Origin of the sequence: Enterococcus sp. AZ170 (assembly GCF_050545135.1) — a bacterium.
In the GTDB taxonomy this organism is placed as follows: Bacteria; Bacillota; Bacilli; order Lactobacillales; family Enterococcaceae; genus Enterococcus_L; species Enterococcus_L ureilyticus.
Map to the genome: position 1 here is coordinate 990,173 of NZ_CP172947.1, position 18,665 is coordinate 1,008,837.

Consider the following 18,665-nt stretch of genomic DNA (forward strand, 5'->3'; position numbering starts at 1 on the left):
TATAAGATTGAGGGACGCTTTTAAGACTGTTAAAGAATTTAACATTGAAAAAGAAGAACGCCAATCCTATTTTTTTAAAGTTCATAGGTCGTTTTAAGTCTTACTTGGACGTTTTTAGACCAACGAAGGAGCGCATCATGCTAGATGAATTAAAAATGATTGAAGCAGTTGCTCCAGATTTGCTCGATGTAATGCAGGAAAGGTTTCATATTCTTCGTAATATTTACTGGATGCAGCCTATTGGACGCAGAAGTCTATCTGATAGTATGGGGATCACAGAACGGGTTTTGAGAACTGAAACCGATTTTCTGAAAAACTTACAACTGATAGAAACTTCTAAAAGTGGAATGACATTAACTGAAAAAGGCTTAGAAGTTTATCAAGGATTAGAGACAGTAATGAATCAACTACTCGGTATGCATCAAGTCGAAAAAGAAATCAGCAAATATTTTGGGATCAAGCGTTGTATCGTTGTAGCAGGCAATAGTGACAATCAGGAGAAAGTACTTTATGAATTTGGCGATATTTTGACCGATTCTTTGGATCTACTCTTACCTGATGGTGATAATATCGTTGCCGTTATGGGTGGCACGACCATGGCCTTGACCGCAGAACATATGGGGACCCTAGAAACGGAAAAACGACATATTTTGTTTGTTCCAGCTAGAGGCGGCATCGGTGAAGCAATGACTGTTCAAGCCAATTCAGTAAGTGCTGTAATGGCAAGTCAAACTGGCGGTCACCATAGAGCATTATATGTTCCAGAGCAATTGAGTCTTGAAACGTATAACTCGCTGCTGCAAGAACCATCGATCCAAGAAGTATTAACACTGATCGAACAAAGCAATTGTGTTGTTCATAGTATTGGACGCGCGTTGCATATGGCAGCACGCCGTAAAATGTCGGATGAAGAAATGGTCATGTTAAAGCAAAATAATGCTGTAGCAGAATCTTTCGGGTATTTCTTTGATGAAGAGGGCGAAGTCGTTTATAAAATCCCTCGCATCGGACTTCAGCTTAAGGATGTACAAAAAATACCAAATGTCGTTGCGATTGCAGGCGGCAAGACAAAAGCCAAAGCAATTCGGGCATATATGAAAAACGCACCAAAACAAACGTGGCTCATCACAGATGAAGCTGCCGCAAATGAGATTTTAAAAGGGGTAACCCTTTAAAATAAAAAATTTTTGATTTTCATAAGGAGGAAATCTTTAATGACAGTTAAAGTAGGTATTAATGGATTTGGACGTATCGGACGCTTAGCATTCCGTCGTATCCAAGATGTAGCAGGAATCGAAGTAGTAGCAATCAATGATTTAACAGATGCTAAAATGTTGGCTCACTTGTTAAAATATGACACAACTCAAGGACGTTTCAACGGAACTGTTGAAGTTCATGATGGATCTTTCAACGTTAACGGTAAAGAAGTTAAAGTTCTTGCTAACCGCAACCCAGAAGAATTACCATGGGGCGACTTAGGCGTAGATATCGTTCTTGAATGTACTGGATTCTTCACTTCAAAAGAAAAAGCTGAATTACACTTAAAAGCTGGTGCTAAACGTGTTGTTATCTCTGCTCCAGGCGGAAATGACGTACCAACAATCGTTTACAACACTAACCACGATATCTTAACAGGTAAAGAAACAGTTATCTCAGGTGCTTCATGTACGACTAACTGTTTAGCTCCTATGGCTAAAGCTTTACAAGATAACTTTGGTGTGGTTGAAGGTCTTATGACTACGATCCACGCTTACACAGGTGACCAAATGACTCTTGATGGACCTCACCCAGGTGGAGACTTCCGTCGTGCACGCGCTGCAGCAGAAAACATCGTACCTAACACTACTGGTGCTGCTAAAGCAATCGGTCTAGTTATCCCTGAATTAAACGGTAAATTAGACGGAGCTGCTCAACGTGTTCCTGTAGCAACTGGTTCATTAACTGAATTAGTAACTGTTCTTGACAAAAAAGTAACAGTTGAAGAAGTAAACGAAGTGATGGCTAAAGCTGCTAACGAATCTTACGGATATAACGAAGATCAAATCGTATCTTCTGATATCGTAGGTATGACTTTCGGTTCATTATTCGATGCTACTCAAACTAAAGTAATGACTGTTGGCGATCAACAATTAGTGAAAACTGTTGCTTGGTATGACAACGAAATGTCTTATACTGCACAATTAGTTCGTACTTTAGAGTACTTCGCTAACCTATAAGATCAATTCTTATCATTAGTGAAATTTGAACAACTGTGAAATAATAAGCGGGGAAGCAACGCGCTTCCCCGCTTATTTTATAAGTTCAAGAAAAATCATTCTTTTCAAAATCCAAAAATAGATAGGAGTACCTTTTAATGGCTAAAAAGACTATCAAAGATGTAGACTTAAAAGACAAAAAAGTTCTTGTACGTGTTGACTTCAACGTGCCTTTGAAAGATGGCGTGATTACAAATGATAACCGTATCGTAGCAGCACTTCCAACAATTAAATACGTGATCGACAATGGCGGGAAAGCAATTTTATTCTCTCACTTAGGTCGTGTTAAGACAGAAGAAGACAAAGCTGGCAAATCACTAAAACCAGTAGCAGAATGCTTAGGCGAATTATTGGGTAAACCAGTAACATTCGTTCCTGAAACACGTGGTGCTGAATTAGAAACAGCTGTTAACAACATGAAAGACGGCGACGTTTTAGTGTTTGAAAACACTCGTTTTGAAGATATCGACGGTAAAAAAGAAAGCGGAAATGACGCTGAATTAGGTAAATACTGGGCTTCTTTAGGCGATGTATTTGTTAATGATGCATTTGGTACGGCTCACCGGGCACACGCTTCTAATGTAGGGATTGCGTCAACTGGTATCCCAACAGTTGCTGGATTCTTAATGGAAAAAGAAATCAAATTCGTTGGTGAAGCAGTGACTGCACCAAAACGTCCATTTGTTGCTATTTTAGGTGGCGCAAAAGTTTCTGACAAAATCGGTGTTATCGAAAACTTGATCTCTAAAGCAGATAAAATCCTTATCGGTGGTGGAATGACTTATACATTCTACAAAGCCAAAGGTATGAACATCGGTAACTCTTTAGTTGAAGAAGATAAAGTAGCATTAGCAAAAGAATTAATCGAAAAAGCAGGCGATAAATTAATCTTGCCAATCGATTCAGTCACGGCTGCAGAATTCTCAAACGATGTACCAACAGAAGAACATAGTGGTGATGTTCCTGATGGACAAATGGGACTTGACATTGGACCTGAAACAATTGCTTTATTTGCCCAAGCATTAGAAGGTGCAAAAACAGTTGTTTGGAATGGACCAATGGGCGTATTCGAAATGAGCAACTTTGCCAAAGGAACAATCGGTGTTTGTGAAGCAATTGCTAACTTGGCGGATGCAACAACAATCATTGGCGGTGGAGACTCTGCTGCTGCAGCTATTCAATTAGGCTTTGCGGATAAATTCACGCACATCTCAACTGGTGGGGGCGCAAGCTTAGAATTATTAGAAGGTAAAGAATTACCTGGTCTAGCAGCAATCAACGACAAATAGAAAAAGTTGAACAAGTTATTTATCCATTAATGACGATAGGTCTAGCTTGTGAAACGGGCTGGATAAAACTATTTCACCCATAATTTACCATAAAAAGAAAAGGATGTGCTTTTCCATGCGTAAACCAATTATCGCTGGTAACTGGAAAATGAACAAAACTGCTTCAGAAGCGAAAGCTTTTGCAGAAGCAGTAAAAACAAAAATTCCTGCCAATAGTGCTGTTGATTCAGTAATCGGTTCTCCTGCTTTATTCTTACAAGAATTAGTAGAAGCGGCTAAAGGAACTGAATTAAAAATCTCTGCACAAAACTGTTACTGGGAAAACTCAGGTGCCTTCACTGGTGAAACATCTCCAGCAGCACTTGCTGATCTAGGTGTTGACTATGTAATCATCGGTCACTCTGAACGTCGTGAGTACTTCCACGAAACAGACGAAGACATCAACAAGAAAGCCAAAGCAATCTTTGCAAACAACATGACACCAATCTTTTGTTGTGGTGAATCTTTAGAAACATACGAAGCAGGCAAAACTGCTGAATGGATTGAAGGCCAAATCACAAAAGGCTTAGTTGATTTATCTAATGAGCAAGTATCTTCAATGGTTATTGCTTACGAACCAATCTGGGCCATCGGAACTGGTAAATCTGCTGATGCGAATATCGCTGATGAAATTTGTGGCGTTGTTCGTGCAACAGTTGAAAAATTATACGGCAAAGAAGTATCAGAAGCTGTACGTATCCAATACGGCGGTTCTGTAAAACCTGAAAACATTGCTGAATATATGGCAAAAGAAAACGTTGATGGTGCTTTAGTTGGCGGAGCGAGTCTTGAAGCTGACTCTTTCTTAGCTTTACTTGATGCTGTTAAATAATCACGTCTTATAACAATATACGCAATTAATCAAAGATTCATTGAATATTCTATGAATTATGCAAAAAATGTTTGCATAGCACTCGGTTATTCACTACAATCATAATTAAGGGAATCGAATCCCCTTAGTATAAAACAAACTCAAAGGAGAGACAAAACATGTCAATTATTACTGATGTTTACGCACGCGAAGTCTTAGACTCACGCGGTAACCCAACAATCGAAGTAGAAGTATACACTGAAAGCGGTGCTTTTGGTCGTGGAATGGTTCCATCTGGTGCTTCAACTGGTGAATACGAAGCGGTTGAATTACGTGATGGCGACAAAGCTCGTTACTTAGGTAAAGGGGTTGTTAAAGCAGTTGACAACGTAAATAACATCATCGCTGAAGCAATTATTGGCTACGATGTACGTGACCAAATGGCTATTGATAAAGCAATGATCGATTTAGATGGAACTCCTAACAAAGGTAAATTAGGCGCAAACGCTATTCTTGGTGTTTCAATCGCTGTAGCCCGTGCTGCTGCTGATTACCTAGAAGTACCTTTATACCACTACTTAGGCGGATTCAATACTAAAGTATTGCCAACTCCAATGATGAACATCATCAATGGCGGATCTCATGCTGATAACAGTATCGACTTCCAAGAATTCATGATCATGCCTGTAGGCGCTCCTACATTCAAAGAAGCTTTACGCTACGGTGCTGAAGTATTCCACGCGTTAGCTGGAATCTTAAAAGCGCGCGGTTTAGCTACTTCTGTAGGTGACGAAGGTGGTTTCGCTCCTAACCTTGGTTCTAACGAAGAAGGTTTTGAAGTAATCATCGAAGCAATCGAAAAAGCTGGCTATGTACCTGGTAAAGATATCGTTCTTGCGATGGATGCTGCTTCTTCTGAATTCTACGACAAAGAAAAAGGTGTTTACGTTTTAGCTGATTCAGGCGAAGGCGAAAAAACAACTGAAGAAATGATCGCATTCTACGAAGAATTATGTGCGAAATACCCAATCATCTCAATCGAAGATGGATTAGATGAAAATGACTGGGATGGTTTCAAAAAATTAACAGTTGCTTTAGGCGACAAAGTTCAATTAGTTGGTGATGATTTGTTCGTTACAAATACAACTAAATTAGCTGAAGGTATTGAAAAAGGCATTGCTAACTCAATCCTAATCAAAGTAAACCAAATCGGTACTTTGACTGAAACATTCGAAGCAATCGAAATGGCTAAAGAAGCTGGCTATACTGCAGTTGTATCTCACCGTTCAGGTGAAACAGAAGATTCAACAATCTCTGATATCGCTGTTGCAACAAACGCTGGTCAAATCAAAACTGGTTCATTAAGCCGTACAGACCGTATTGCTAAATACAACCAATTATTAAGAATTGAAGACCAATTAGGCGAAGTTGCTGAATACAAAGGCTTGAAATCTTTCTACAACCTAAAAAACAAATAATTTTAACTGATCATAAAGCAAAAAGGGACAATTGATCGTCAGATCTTTTCTCCTTATACTCCTACGTAAAACCTCCTCTTGTTTAGGCAAGAGGAGGTTTTTTATATATATTTAATAAACCCGTATACTCAGTTATACTGAATAGAGCAAAATATTTTTTTAAGGAGATGAGGAAAAATGAAAGAAATAGGTAGGGTGGTTTCCTTATGTTGGGCTTCAATCGTTTTAGCTTCATGCAATTCCCCAAAAGTGCCAATAGAGGATTCAAAAAAAGGAATTGATGAAAGCTTAATACAAAGATTAGCTGGCTCATGGGTAGCAAATAATTATGATTACGGTAGCTATGAAATTGTTTATGATGAAAAAAAGTTGATATTCAATTCAGAGAAACTAGAAATCGAGTACACTGAAGATAGTAGAGTGTTTACACATCAAGTAAAAGATAAAACATTTCATTACATATTTGAAGTAAACGAAGAGGAAATTATTGTTTATCCTAAATATGAAGTCAAACAAAGTGGGGATGAACTAGTATCAGGTGGAGATTTAGCGCCAATTGAGTTGAAAAAGACTCGAACAATATCTCAAGAAAGCATTTTAGGCCGATGGAAGTCTACAGAACCAGACTTTCCAGCATTTATTCAAATAAACGCTACTTTTGATCCTAATAAAGTGGAGTTACTAATTGCAAAAACTGAAAGCTTAGAGAATAGTGAAGCAATCCCATTGACCTTCGAAACTGGAGAAACTGAGTTGATTTACTTAAACAAGGATAAGACGCTTAGATATAGCTTTTCTTATTATAAAGAAACGCAACTGATTCTGAGTTCTTCGACAAATAAGAATGGTGCAAAAGGCACAGCGCGATCATGGATTTTAGAAAGACGTGTTGATTGATAAAATTATTCAAAAGAAAAAATCGATGTTATACTAAAAAGAAAAATAGGAGGATATGCTATGAATCAATCAGATCTTCAAGCAATAATGCAAAAACAACGTGCTTTTTTTAATTCAAACCAAACTAAATCAATTTCTTTCAGAAAAGAAAAGCTTGAACAACTACTAACAACTATACAAAAACACGAAGAAGATTTTTATTGGGCTTTTGAAAAAGATTTAAAAAAACCTAAAGCAGAAGTTTATGCAACGGAGTTAGGGTTAGTTCTTTCTGCCATCAAAGATATGCTGAAAAATCTTGATAAATGGACGAAGCCGGTCAATAAACCCAGAGCTATTTCCTCTTTACTGAACAAGAATACAGTTTTTCTAGAACCATTTGGAACCGTTTATATCATTGGTCCGTTTAATTATCCGCTTCAATTGACCTTAGTTCCTTTAATCGGTGCACTTGCGGCGGGCAATTGCGCGCTCGTAAAACCATCGTCAAAAACGCCGAATGTTGCTGCAGTGATTGGTGCTGTTATTGGTGAAACCTTCGACGAAGAGTATGTCAAGATGCTTTCCCCGCATTCAATTGATAATGCTTCAGTGTTAAAAGAACGGATGGATTTCATTTTCTTCACAGGTAGCGCCAAAGTCGGGAAAATTGTAATGGAAGCTGCAGCAAAACAGTTGACACCAGTTGTCTTAGAACTTGGTGGTAAGAGCCCGGCAATCGTTACAGAGCAAGCCGATATCGAGTTAGCTGCTGAACGAATTATTTGGAGTAAGCTATTGAATACAGGCCAAACATGTATTGCTACAGATTATGTTTTAGTTGATGAAAAAGTTAAAAATCAACTAATTATCGCTTTAAAAGAAAAAATCATTGAGTTTTATGGATCAAATATACAAGCCAATAATGATTATGGTCGGATTGTTCAGGGACCTGCAATTGACAAGTTTATTCAATTGATCGATGAAAATCAAGATGTACTAATCTACGGTGGAGAGTATGATCGTGCTACAAGGTTTGTCGCGCCAAGTTTATTCGATATTGACTTAAGCCGAGAGAATAGTCTGATGAAAGAAGAGTTATTCGGTCCTCTATTACCGATTTGTGCATATCAACAATTGGATGAAGCAATCACGTTTGTCAAAGAAGGGGAAAAGCCATTAGCGGTTTATTTATTTTCAGATGATAGGGATGTTCAAAAACGAATTTTATCTGAACTTTCATTTGGTGGTGGTGGAATCAACCAAACGATCCTTCATGTGGCCAATGATGATCTACCTTTTGGTGGAGTAGGGGCATCGGGAATGGGGAATTATCATGGAAAATACAGTATTGAGACTTTTTCGCACAAAAAATCAATTATTTACGGTAGAAAAGACACCATGGCAAAACTAATTTATCCACCATATGATCAGAAAAAATTCGATTGGTTGAAACGTTTATTATAAAATGAAGAATTCCAACGATCACTATTGACTAACAATAAGCCTCAAAAAGCACAGTTTGAAAATAATTGTGCTTTTTGAGGGTTATGAGGATCAATAACTATTTTTTGTTTCGAACGCTATCAATGATAAATCGGATACCTGTAACTAAAAATACAATTAGTCCAGCTATAATGAATAAGAAACCTATAGGTAAAAGATAAAAATTTTCATGTAAAATACCTGAAGTATCGATATATTCTACTGAATTTGTTTTGATGAAAATACAAGCGCAGCCAAAGAGTAATAGAAAGGCACCAATCAATGTTGTGATCATGTTTAATTTTGCTTGTCTTGTTTTGCTGCCATCTTTGATTAGTTTCTCGGTCATATTATTCACATTATTTTCTCCTAGAATCAATTCATCAAGTGAAATATGAAATATGCTAGAAATTAGAATTAGTAATTCAAGATCTGGAAGATTGCGGTTATTTTCCCAGTTTGATACGGCTTGTCTAGTTACATTTAAGCGGATTGCAAATTTTTCTTGTGTCAGTTGATTTTTTGTTCTTAGTTCTTTGATTTTATCTCCAAATTCCATAGTATTAATTCCTTTCATTGATGTATCTTAAGCTTAAGAAAATAGCGCAGTATATTCAAGAAAGCATTACTTGCAGGCGGGTATGTAGGGGACAGGGCTTCTTGCTTGAGCCATTTATCGTAGTTGAATTATAGCATCCCTTAATGATAAATAAAAATTAGATTCTCTTATCAAATAGGCAGGTTATGAAGGATCGATCGCGTCAAAATAATATATTTAATGAAAAATTGGTTAGTATGACGAATGAAAGTGGGCGTATGTTTTTTTCAATACTGATTTATTTGTTATACTGATTGTACTAAATAGAAAGGAGGATAATTTATGAAAACAAGTGCTGAATTAAAAAATGAAGCAAAAGCAGTCTTACGTGGGCGCTGGAAAGATAGCGTGTTGATGTGCCTAGTCCCAACCTTGATCTCGATTGCAATTGGGTTAATTTTGTTTTTCTTACTGCTTATCCCTGCAATTACATTCTTTCAAAATAATCCGGATTTATTAAACAATACCGCAAGCTATGAAGGAAATTCTGGAGGCGGAGGCGGTAGTTTTGTTGGAGGAATTTTAGGTGCGATATTTAGTGCCGGTATTTCTTGGACTTTTCTTGATCTTATAAGAGGAAAAAAACAAGAAATACGTCCATTCTCAGATGTATTTCGTGGTTTTGCAGGCCCTGTAGTCTTAGGCTTGATCGGTCTTTACGTATTAATGGTGATTTTTATTTCTTTATGGTTACTGTTATTGGTTATTCCAGGAATTATTAAAGGTTATTCTTATTCGCAGGCTTATTTTGTTTATTATGATGCGTATGAAGAAAATGGCGTGCGTCCAGGTTTGCTAAAATCTATCACACGTAGTAGACAACTGATGAAAGGCTATAAAGGTCAGTTATTCTTATTGGATTTGAGTTTTATAGGATGGCACATCTTAGCCATTTTAACGTTTGGGATCGGTTATCTATGGTTAACACCTTACATCTCAGCAACCAAAGCGGCTTTTTATGAAAATTTACTAAAAACAACAACAGTTTAAAACAATGAATGTTTAAAGTTGGGATAGAAGAAGCTATATTTTCTCCCACCATTTATTCGGATTTCTTGAAGATGTGCTATCACTCTTAGAGTGGTGGCGCATCTTCTTTTTTATTGTTTATAATTTGTTTATACTCTTGTTAGAGCCTGTTTACAACTATTACTTATAATAAGGTATGCGGTAAGAAATCACACGAAGGAGGAACAATATTATGAACACAAAAAAAATTATGATAGGTATATCAAGTTTAGTCTTATTACTAGCAGGTTGTAGCGTAGGGACAGAAGAATCAATCGGAACCAAAGCAACTGAACAGAAACAAACAGAACAAACCAATCCCCAAAAAAATAATGAAGGGGATAAGCAAACAGAAATTTTAGGGAACACGAATTGGCAAGGAACCAAAGTCTACGATCAAGAAAATAATGATCTAACGACAGAAAATGCTAACTTTATCGGTTTAGCAAAATATGATAGCGAAACAGGACGTTATGAATTTTTCGATGCACAAACGGGTGTAAGTCGTGGGGATCGTGGCACTTTTTTTATTACAAATGATGGAACAAAACGAATTTTGATTTCAGAAACGATGAACTATCAAGCAATTGTCGAACTTACTGAACTTACAAATAAAAAATTCACGTACTCAAGAAAAGGGAAAGACAAAGCAGGAAATGAAGTAGATGTTTTTGTTGAACATATACCGTATAATGAAAGCGAGCTGACTTTCACAGAAAAAGAAAAGCCTTTAAAGTCAACAACTGGAACCATCAACACTAAAAAAGACGGTGCTGAATTATTAAGCCAAACGTTATGGAACGGAACGAAAGTTCTTGATGAAGCTGGTAACGATGTAAGTGACTATAATAAAAATTTTATTAGCTTAGCAAAATTTGCGGCTGACACAAACAAATACGAATTTTTCAATTTAGAAACAGGCGTTAGCCGAGGTGATTTTGGTTATTTCGATGTTCTAAATCATAACAAAATCCGTGCCCACGTATCGATTGGTCAAACTAAATATGGGGCGGCTTTAGAATTAACAGAATTAAACAATAAAAAATTCACATACAAGCGTTTGGGCAAAGATCAAGCGGGCGAGGACATCACAGTCTTTGTAGAGCATACACCCTATGAGGGTGAATTTACGCCAGAATTTAGTTTTTAAAAAACTGAGAACAAGTAGTCAAGAACGGAATAGCTACCACTAAAAAATGAAGTAAGGGAGAAAAAAATGACAATAAAAAAACGATTTCTCATCTCATATATTGGTGGCATAGCAATTGCTTTTCTTTCACTCTTTTCAATTATTTGTATTGTTTTTTATGTAACAACTGGAAAGATTCCTAGTCCAGCAACCTTGTACAAAACATTTACCCAACAACGTTCACTGAGTCCAGAAGAGGAATTAGCTTATATCAAACTGCGCAGTATAGCGAAATCAGATCCGGATCAATTATTAAACCCTCGTGGCGAATTAAAAGAGACGATCAGCCAGTTTGAAAGTGACGCGTTAGGTGTGGTTATCCGCAAGCAAGCAGAGATTGCGTATTACTCAAAAGAGCTAGTAGAAAAATCATTGATCGTTCACTTTCCCAGCTTTGATGCAAATAATATTGAAACCAGAGGGACGATCGACAATGCTGGACGCTTATATCGTTATATGAAGTTTGATTTCTATTTTGATAATCAAGTTCCTGGCAGTTTGTTGGTTTTAAAGAAAGAAAATAATTTTCTTGAATTCATGACCAAGTGGGGGTTGCTGATCATTGTCACTATCGTGATTGTAGCTGTTGGCGGATTGCTCTTTTTAAATCATTTACTCAAAAAAACAATCATTAGACCGCTGGAAAAGCTCGGTGCTGGGATGTCTGAAATAAGTGATGGACATTTAGAAAATGGAATGATCATTTCTCAAAAGCAAACGGCAATGGAAGTGAAACAACTGACTTTTGATTTTGAAAAGATGCGTACAGCCTTGGTTCATTCAACGCAAGAACAAGCGAAACTTGAAAATAATCGTAAAGAACTTGTTGCGAGTATCTCTCATGATTTGAAAACACCGATCACATCGATCATTGGATATGTGGAAGGCTTACTAGATGGGGTGGCAGATTCACCTGAAAAACAAGCGAAATATTTACAGACGATTCATAAAAAAGCACTCTCGCTAAACGAATTGATTGAAGCTCTATTTCTTTATTCAAAACTTGATGCTGCAGCACTTTCGTTTCATTTTGAGCGAATCAATAGTCAAGCGTTTTTAGAACATATCATGGAAGAATTTCAGTTACAAAACACTCATGTTACGCTTCAATTAACGAGTTCACAACCAGTCAGCTATGTGTCAGCAGATCGAATGCAGCTGAACCGTGTTTTTATCAATTTACTTGAAAACAGTTTGAAGTTTAAGGCAAATGATCGTCCTTTAACGATTCAAATCGATGTTTCAGAAAAATCAGGTATGATCGAAATTCGTCTAGCTGATAATGGACAAGGGATTTCAGCAGAGCAATTGCCTTTTGTGTTTGATCATTTCTATCGTGGACAAGAAGCACGACCAACAAATACTGGTGGCAGCGGCTTAGGTCTAGCAATCGTCAAACAGATTATTGAGAAGCATGATGGACACGTTATGATCGAAAGTTCGCCAAATGTTGGAACGACTGTGACAATCCTATTAAAAAAGCTTGAGGAGGACAGCTGAATGTCAAATGAAGTATCACGTGTTTTATTGATCGAAGATGATGTGAGTATTGCGGAATTACAAAAAGATTATCTAGAAATCAATCGTATCGAAGCTGAGATTGCTAATGATGGACTGATTGGGTTAAATCGAGCCCTAAATGAACCATTTGATTTGATCGTGATCGATATTATGTTGCCTTCAATGGATGGCTTTGAGATTTGTCGCAGGATTCGGGAGCAGAAAAATATTCCTTTAATGATTGTTTCAGCGAAAAAAGAAGATATCGATAAAGTCAGAGGATTAGGATTAGGTGCAGATGATTATATGACCAAGCCGTTTAGTCCAAGTGAATTAGTCGCCCGCGTGCAAGCTCATATCAAACGCTATCAACAATTGACTCGCTCTGATCAAATCAACGATATCATAGAAAGGGGGCAGATCATGATTGATAAACAGGCTCGTCGTGTATTTGTCCTAGGAAAAGAGATTCTTTTTCCTACAAAAGAATTTGATTTATTACTCTTTTTTATGGAACACCCAAATCGAGTTTGGATGAAAGAACAACTATTTCGACAAGTTTGGGAGCTAGATGAGTTGGATAGTGATATTTATACTGTTGTGGTACATGTAGGACGGATCAGAGAGAAACTGAAAAAAGGGAAGTTATCAGAAATTCCGATAGAAACAATTTGGGGTAGTGGTTATCGTTTTAATGCTTAAAACTAAATAAAAAGGAGAAACGCTATGAAAAAAAGTCATCTACTCGTTGTCCTTTTTCTTGGCAGTATAATCGGACTTGTTGGCTGTAAACCAGATCAGAAAAAGGCTACAGAGCAATCTAGCGCAGCCTCCAGACCAGCACTTTTTACTCCGTCTTCATCCGAGCCTATTGCTTCAAGTGAAGACGTAAAGGAGCAAAAAGAGAATGAACTGAGTTTTGAAGGCACATCGTACAACTATGATGTCGTCACTGGAGCGACTCAAACAACATTTGGCTCAAATCCAAAACCACTTTATACATACGAAGAAAAATTAAAGCAAATGTTTTGGTCAAATCAACCGCCTTTAGGATTGATGACAGGAAATTATTATACAAATGAAGGCTATTTTGATGTAGGCAATAAAGGGATCGTGGAAATCATTACCGATGATACAAGTAAAATCATCAATGTTGAATTTAATGAGTACGGAGCAGAAAATTATTATGAGTCAAAGTATTCTGGCGCGAACAAACGTCTGTCTGATTATGCTTTTTTCCAAGCCCAAAATCCAAGAACAGATTCAACCTTAGTAACGGTCGTTAATGGTATCACATTTGTAGAAAAACAAATGCGGGAAGAAAATCGGATCGTTGGCAATTTTGAAACGGTAAGAGGCTCATCAACCACTGCTAGACAAGGCTTGATGACGATTGCTGCAGAATTAGAAGAGGACATCAAGCAACCGTCAAAGACAAAATATATTGGCTATGCCGAAGATTTTGGCAATGGATTGATCGGTAGATTACAGTTGACTGTGACAGGTGGGAAAATTGATAGCGCCCGTTACGATGAATACTTTGCGGATCAACCTGAAAAAATCAGTGAGGATCAATTGAAGCAGTATTATCGACAGTCAAAATATTTTTCATTGACTTACAATGAAGCAACGAATAATGATTTTATTCGTTTTGCGGATGCCTTGACCAAATCGATTGTTGATAAACAGACGTTAGCAATCGATACACATGAATTAACACAACATCCCTCATTTTCAAACTATCAAAAGTTGAGTGAACAGATAGATCTTTAAGCGCATCAAACAACTAAATGAGACAGCGATTTTTTTGACACACTTTTGACATATTTTTCTTCTATACTGAGTAAAAATCAGTGAGGAGTGATTATTATGGGCTATTGTTCAAATGTTTTCAGCGGAAGTCGAGGAATGATGAGAGGTGGGATGTTTGGTATGGGGTTTCTTTGGTGGATCGTGCTGGCTATCGTGATTATTGGTGTAGTTTATTTTTTAAGAAATCGATCAAATCAACAAACGATGTCAAGTCCATCAACGTATCAAGACACAACCAGTCAAGCCTCTCACTTTTCGGTGTTGGATGTGTTGGATGAAGAATTTGCAAAAGGAAATCTTACAGAAGAAGAGTATTTGCACAAGAAAGAAGTATTGAAAAAATAGAAAAAGCCGAAAAGCTGCGAATCAACATGCAGCTTTTCGGCTTTTTCTAATGAGAATTATAGAAATTTTCCAGTGATTGATGTGCTACAATTTACAGCCTGAAGCGGAAGACCTTCAAAGATGATCTGGCCCCCTTTTTTTCCGGAACCTGGTCCAAACTCAATCATCCAATCTGCGAGGCGAATCAACTCTGTATTGTGCTCAATGACTAAAAGTGTGTTGCCCTTTTGAAGTAAGGTATCAAAAACATTGAGTAACGCTTGAACGTCTTGCCTACTCAGTCCTGTTGTTGGCTCATCTAAAATGATATACTTGTTTTTACATTCAAGATGACATGCTAATTTCAAACGTTGTAATTCTCCACCAGACAAGGTATCTAGCATTTGCCCCAATGTGAGATAACCTAAACCAATCGCACGCAGCCAACCGAACTGTTTCGAAATGTTCGGTTGATTTGCAAAAAAAGCACAACCATCTTCAATAGATAGTGCAAGTAATTCTACGATGTTTTTTCCTCTATAAGTATAAGCTAAGACATCTTGGTGGTACTTCGTTCCTTGACAGGCTTCACAAGTACTGCGGATTGGATCGAGAAAAGCCAGTTCTGTTTCAATAAATCCTTTCCCTTTGCACGTAGGACAAGCGCCTTTACCATTGAAACTAAAATAACTTGCCGCAATATGATTTTTTTGACTATATAGTTTACGAATCTGATCAAACAAGCCGATAAATGAAACCACAGTCGACCGGCGACTAGTACGTAGACTTTTTTGTGTAACGTAAAAAATGTCTTCCTCATATTTTTCCTGCACAGCGCGAGCAAATGAACTTTTTCCAGAGCCTGCCACTCCTGTGATAGCAATTAACTGTTGCTCAGGTAAGGCTACTGAAAGATGGTCCACATTATTCTTTGAAATATTTTCTGCTAAAAAAAACGTATCTATCAAAGTAGTTTGGCTATTTCGCATCAATGGTTGTTGTTCTTTTTGCTTTTGTGACCATTGCTCATAATTACTAACACTGACTAGTTCTCCGCCATATCGACCAGCTTTAGGTCCTAATTCAAAAACGGTATCCGCCAACTCTATCATAGCAAGATCATGATCAATCAATAACACTGTATTCCCCTTTTCTTTGATTGCTCGAATCAATTGACCGATTGTTCCTATGTCTTTTGGATGTAAGCCTACACTGGGTTCATCTAAAATATACATCAGGTCGGTCAAACTACTGCCAATGGAACGAATCAATTTGATTCGTTGTGATTCACCACCAGAAAGTGTACCTGTTTCTCGCGCCAAACTGAGATAATCTAAACCGACCTGACAAAGATAATCTAACTGTTGCAAAACAGTTTGGACGATTTGTTTAATCCCTTCTTCTGTTAAACTACGCAAAAATCCACGTAATTCACCTAATTGCATCGCCAAACATTCACCAAGATGGACGCCGTTGATTTTACAAGATAAAGCCTGCTGATTTAAGCGATAGCCTTGACAGGTAGGGCATTGTTTCTGTGTTGTCACACGTTGAACTTCTGGTAAATAACGACGATAACTTTTTGAAGGATTCTCAATAAAGGTCTGAGTGATCCGCGGAATCAATCCTTGATAAGTCGCTGATTTGTACCAACCTGAACGTGGCTTAGGAGGCTTGAATTCTTCTGAATATAACAACAAGGATAGCTCTTTTTTTGTGAAATCTTTCAAGCACTTATCATTATCGAACAATCCTGAATCGACATAACGTTTCCAACGATAACTACCAGGCTCAAAAGTAGGAAAACAAATCGCACCATCATTTAAGGAGCATTTATAATCAAGTAACTCATTTAAATGAAATTCAGTAACAACGCCTAAACCCGAGCAGGATTTGCACATACCGGTAGGACTATTAAAAGAGAACAGATCTGAAAAACCAACAAACGGCTGACCAAACCGAGAAAATAGTAAACGTAAGGTGGGGTTGATATCGGTTGCTGTGCCAATTGTTGAACGTCGATTTTCTCCTAAAGCTTTTTGATTGACAATAACAGCAGGTGAAAGCTGTTGAATTGAGTCAACAATGGGTGCTTCTAAATGAGGCATTCGATTGCGGATATAGCTTGGATACGTATCATTCATTTGGCGCTGCGCTTCAGCCGCGATGGTATTAAAAACCAGTGAAGATTTTCCAGAACCAGAAACACCGACAAAAGCATTGATGTTGTGTTTATTGATTGTGAGATCGATATTCTTTAAATTCCTAGTGCGAGCGCCGCGAATTTTGATTTGACTCATGTTCATTCCTCCTTTACCATAAGTATAAACATTTAATATGACATAATTTGTCAGTTTATAGAAAGAAGTGAGAAGAATAAAAAAAGAAGCGCTCTTATATAATATGTTATGGTATATTCAAAACAAAAAAGAATTTACCGCACAAGAATTGGCTGATCAGTTCCAGTTATCCGTCCGTAGTATATATCGGTATATTTCTGATCTAGCTGATTTAGGTTTGTATATTGAATCAAAGAAAGGTCGAAATGGTGGATTTAGTGTATTAGAAAATCAGATTTTACCCCCTGTTCTTTTCACCGAAAATGAACTGTTTTCGTTGTATTTTGCGATCCAGTCGTTGGCGGATTATGGTGACTTCCCTTTTAAGGTCAATACGATTACAGCAAGAGAAAAGTTAGTAGAAGTTGTCTCAAAAAGTGTGCAACAAAAACTACTTAAACTGTCCGATCATTTTCGAATTGAAGTACCGAAACAAGCTGTTTCTACGCCCTATCTAAATGAACTGATCACAGCAGCTTTAGATTATCAAGTGGTTCGAATCGAGTACCATTCAATTAAAAAGGTTTCTAAAAAAACGATAGAACCAATCGGAATTTATGCTAGTAATGGACTTTGGTATTTATTTGCTTTGGATCAGACAATAAAGGAAGCAAGGCATTTTCGTATTGATCGCATTAAGAAGCTGGAAATTACGGAAGAATATTTTGACCCTTCTATTCGGCTAAAAGAAATCGAAACCCAATACCTACCGCAAAAACCATTGAAACTTGTGGCGCATTTGAGTGACAAAGGAGCAAAACAATGTTTAGAAAACCGTTATTTACACAGTGGTGTTCAAAAAAATGAAACGGGCGGATCAGAGCTTTCAATGTCTATCAGTCAATCAGATATTGAATTTACAGCAGAATTTTTTCTGTTATTAGGAAAAGAAGCGCAGGTAAAAGAACCAGCAGAACTTGTAATGTTACTTAAAGAAAAAATAGAAGAATTACGTAAACTCTATAACTAAAGGAGGAGCTGGAATTTAACGATACAGATAGAATAAAAATGATTATGGACTAGTAAAGGAAAGTCTAGGTATGTTTGGTGTTATAATAAAAGTAAAAGGAATGATTTTCATGGACCCACTATTAAATAGTCTAATTGCTGTGATTTTACTTGCGTATCCAATTCTGTCTATCCCTTCAATTGTTAAATCAAAACGAGACAAGGGAAAATTTTTTTCTGACTCTCGTTTTTTTATTCCTAAGCGTGTTGGCTACGGCATTGGGATAAATATGCATAATATTTATGGTTTTTTTACATTACTTTTTATTGGGGTATTATTTTTAGCTTTAGGTTGGTTTAGAATTTAAATAAACGAAAAGCCAATCACCAAACGTATTTAAGAAACAAATGCTTGTTCTTAGCGGATTGTTCTGTTTCATAGAATTGTTAGTTTGTTTCATTTTACTTATTGTTCATACATTCTTTTTTTTAATTTTAAACACATGCTTTTCTCATTTTTTTCTTTTTTTTTAGTGGATAATAGATTATACTATAAGGATAATAATTATCTTTTTAGACCTGAGCTCGTTTGAATTTTTTTCTGTAACGAGTTAGGAACTCTGATGAAGCTATATGTTGGAGTTGAACATTGTCGTTCAGAGGAACCAAAACGAGCCCTTATCGCTTTTATTATTATCTAGCTATATGGGCTAA

17 protein-coding genes are annotated in these 18,665 nt (G+C 37.0%); 15 read left to right on the top strand and 2 right to left on the bottom strand.

The features are described 5' to 3' along the window. Positions 1-137: 137 nt before the first annotated feature. From IGJ55_RS04810 to IGJ55_RS04840, 7 genes are all read left to right on the top strand, one after another. Positions 138-1,175 carry a sugar-binding transcriptional regulator gene (locus IGJ55_RS04810; RefSeq protein ID WP_430607529.1) on the top strand — a complete coding sequence of 346 codons (1,038 nt, stop codon included), beginning with the start codon at positions 138-140 and terminating at the stop codon, positions 1,173-1,175. 39 nt (positions 1,176-1,214) lie between these two features. Continuing rightward, on the top strand, positions 1,215-2,216 hold the full coding sequence (gap, locus tag IGJ55_RS04815) for a type I glyceraldehyde-3-phosphate dehydrogenase (RefSeq protein ID WP_025872307.1): 1,002 nt from the start codon (positions 1,215-1,217) through the stop codon (positions 2,214-2,216). 137 nt (positions 2,217-2,353) lie between these two features. Further along, entirely contained in the window at positions 2,354-3,544 is a 1,191-nt protein-coding gene (locus tag IGJ55_RS04820; RefSeq protein ID WP_430607530.1) for a phosphoglycerate kinase, read from the top strand. Positions 3,545-3,659: 115 nt separating this feature from the next. Beyond that, entirely contained in the window at positions 3,660-4,415 is a 756-nt protein-coding gene (gene tpiA, locus IGJ55_RS04825; protein WP_069640631.1) for a triose-phosphate isomerase, read from the top strand. Between the two features lie 158 nt (positions 4,416-4,573). Then, positions 4,574-5,872 carry a phosphopyruvate hydratase gene (eno, locus tag IGJ55_RS04830; RefSeq protein ID WP_010771434.1) on the top strand — a complete coding sequence of 433 codons (1,299 nt, stop codon included), beginning with the start codon at positions 4,574-4,576 and terminating at the stop codon, positions 5,870-5,872. A gap of 177 nt (positions 5,873-6,049) precedes the next feature. Beyond that, positions 6,050-6,769 carry a hypothetical protein gene (locus IGJ55_RS04835; RefSeq protein WP_207121775.1) on the top strand — a complete coding sequence of 240 codons (720 nt, stop codon included), beginning with the start codon at positions 6,050-6,052 and terminating at the stop codon, positions 6,767-6,769. Between the two features lie 60 nt (positions 6,770-6,829). Further along, complete coding sequence (locus IGJ55_RS04840; RefSeq protein ID WP_207121774.1) at positions 6,830-8,215, top strand: aldehyde dehydrogenase family protein; 1,386 nt, start codon at positions 6,830-6,832, stop codon at positions 8,213-8,215. A 97-nt stretch (positions 8,216-8,312) separates the two neighbouring features. On the opposite strand, the gene IGJ55_RS04845 is transcribed toward IGJ55_RS04840, so the two are convergent. Beyond that, a complete protein-coding gene (locus tag IGJ55_RS04845; RefSeq protein WP_207121773.1) occupies positions 8,313-8,792 on the bottom strand; it encodes a DUF3955 domain-containing protein in 480 nt (159 codons plus the stop codon). A 321-nt stretch (positions 8,793-9,113) separates the two neighbouring features. Here IGJ55_RS04845 and IGJ55_RS04850 point away from each other — a divergent pair, with 321 nt between their 5' ends. The 6 genes from IGJ55_RS04850 to IGJ55_RS04875 all read left to right on the top strand — a co-directional run bounded on the left by IGJ55_RS04850 (position 9,114) and on the right by IGJ55_RS04875 (position 14,685). Beyond that, positions 9,114-9,821 (top strand): DUF975 family protein, encoded by a 708-nt coding sequence (locus tag IGJ55_RS04850; RefSeq protein WP_069640635.1) that lies wholly within the window; start codon positions 9,114-9,116, stop codon positions 9,819-9,821. A 211-nt stretch (positions 9,822-10,032) separates the two neighbouring features. Beyond that, entirely contained in the window at positions 10,033-10,989 is a 957-nt protein-coding gene (locus IGJ55_RS04855; protein WP_207121772.1) for a DUF4822 domain-containing protein, read from the top strand. 66 nt (positions 10,990-11,055) lie between these two features. Next, complete coding sequence (locus tag IGJ55_RS04860; RefSeq protein ID WP_207121771.1) at positions 11,056-12,528, top strand: sensor histidine kinase; 1,473 nt, start codon at positions 11,056-11,058, stop codon at positions 12,526-12,528. After that, positions 12,529-13,230: a response regulator transcription factor gene (locus IGJ55_RS04865; protein WP_069640638.1), complete on the top strand. Its 702-nt coding sequence runs from the start codon at positions 12,529-12,531 to the stop codon at positions 13,228-13,230. A gap of 24 nt (positions 13,231-13,254) precedes the next feature. Then, positions 13,255-14,301 (top strand): hypothetical protein, encoded by a 1,047-nt coding sequence (locus IGJ55_RS04870; RefSeq protein ID WP_207121770.1) that lies wholly within the window; start codon positions 13,255-13,257, stop codon positions 14,299-14,301. A 96-nt stretch (positions 14,302-14,397) separates the two neighbouring features. Next, positions 14,398-14,685: an SHOCT domain-containing protein gene (locus IGJ55_RS04875; RefSeq protein ID WP_429950513.1), complete on the top strand. Its 288-nt coding sequence runs from the start codon at positions 14,398-14,400 to the stop codon at positions 14,683-14,685. A 56-nt stretch (positions 14,686-14,741) separates the two neighbouring features. Here the strand turns inward: IGJ55_RS04875 and IGJ55_RS04880 are convergent, their stop codons facing one another. Continuing rightward, a complete protein-coding gene (locus IGJ55_RS04880; RefSeq protein WP_430607534.1) occupies positions 14,742-16,964 on the bottom strand; it encodes an ATP-binding cassette domain-containing protein in 2,223 nt (740 codons plus the stop codon). A 103-nt stretch (positions 16,965-17,067) separates the two neighbouring features. Between IGJ55_RS04880 and IGJ55_RS04885 the strand changes: the two genes are divergently transcribed. Further along, positions 17,068-17,973 carry a helix-turn-helix transcriptional regulator gene (locus IGJ55_RS04885; RefSeq protein ID WP_429950517.1) on the top strand — a complete coding sequence of 302 codons (906 nt, stop codon included), beginning with the start codon at positions 17,068-17,070 and terminating at the stop codon, positions 17,971-17,973. A 109-nt stretch (positions 17,974-18,082) separates the two neighbouring features. Next, positions 18,083-18,319, top strand: a complete 237-nt coding sequence (locus IGJ55_RS04890) for a hypothetical protein (RefSeq protein ID WP_069640671.1) — start codon at positions 18,083-18,085, stop codon at positions 18,317-18,319. The last annotated feature ends 346 nt before the right edge of the window (positions 18,320-18,665 follow it).

Excerpts from the sequence above, each read along its gene's own strand:
- IGJ55_RS04875 (WP_429950513.1), top strand. The coding sequence starts at position 14,398 with ATGGGCTATTGTTCAAATGTTTTCAGCGGAAGTCGAGGAATGATGAGA.
- IGJ55_RS04855 (WP_207121772.1), top strand. The coding sequence starts at position 10,033 with ATGAACACAAAAAAAATTATGATAGGTATATCAAGTTTAGTCTTATTA.
- gap (WP_025872307.1), top strand. The coding sequence starts at position 1,215 with ATGACAGTTAAAGTAGGTATTAATGGATTTGGACGTATCGGACGCTTA.
- IGJ55_RS04810 (WP_430607529.1), top strand. The coding sequence starts at position 138 with ATGCTAGATGAATTAAAAATGATTGAAGCAGTTGCTCCAGATTTGCTC.
- IGJ55_RS04885 (WP_429950517.1), top strand. The coding sequence starts at position 17,068 with ATGTTATGGTATATTCAAAACAAAAAAGAATTTACCGCACAAGAATTG.
- IGJ55_RS04850 (WP_069640635.1), top strand. The coding sequence starts at position 9,114 with ATGAAAACAAGTGCTGAATTAAAAAATGAAGCAAAAGCAGTCTTACGT.
- IGJ55_RS04845 (WP_207121773.1), bottom strand. The coding sequence starts at position 8,792 with ATGGAATTTGGAGATAAAATCAAAGAACTAAGAACAAAAAATCAACTG.
- eno (WP_010771434.1), top strand. The coding sequence starts at position 4,574 with ATGTCAATTATTACTGATGTTTACGCACGCGAAGTCTTAGACTCACGC.
- IGJ55_RS04880 (WP_430607534.1), bottom strand. The coding sequence starts at position 16,964 with ATGAGTCAAATCAAAATTCGCGGCGCTCGCACTAGGAATTTAAAGAAT.
- IGJ55_RS04890 (WP_069640671.1), top strand. The coding sequence starts at position 18,083 with ATGGACCCACTATTAAATAGTCTAATTGCTGTGATTTTACTTGCGTAT.
- IGJ55_RS04835 (WP_207121775.1), top strand. The coding sequence starts at position 6,050 with ATGAAAGAAATAGGTAGGGTGGTTTCCTTATGTTGGGCTTCAATCGTT.
- tpiA (WP_069640631.1), top strand. The coding sequence starts at position 3,660 with ATGCGTAAACCAATTATCGCTGGTAACTGGAAAATGAACAAAACTGCT.
- IGJ55_RS04870 (WP_207121770.1), top strand. The coding sequence starts at position 13,255 with ATGAAAAAAAGTCATCTACTCGTTGTCCTTTTTCTTGGCAGTATAATC.
- IGJ55_RS04820 (WP_430607530.1), top strand. The coding sequence starts at position 2,354 with ATGGCTAAAAAGACTATCAAAGATGTAGACTTAAAAGACAAAAAAGTT.
- IGJ55_RS04865 (WP_069640638.1), top strand. The coding sequence starts at position 12,529 with ATGTCAAATGAAGTATCACGTGTTTTATTGATCGAAGATGATGTGAGT.
- IGJ55_RS04840 (WP_207121774.1), top strand. The coding sequence starts at position 6,830 with ATGAATCAATCAGATCTTCAAGCAATAATGCAAAAACAACGTGCTTTT.
- IGJ55_RS04860 (WP_207121771.1), top strand. The coding sequence starts at position 11,056 with ATGACAATAAAAAAACGATTTCTCATCTCATATATTGGTGGCATAGCA.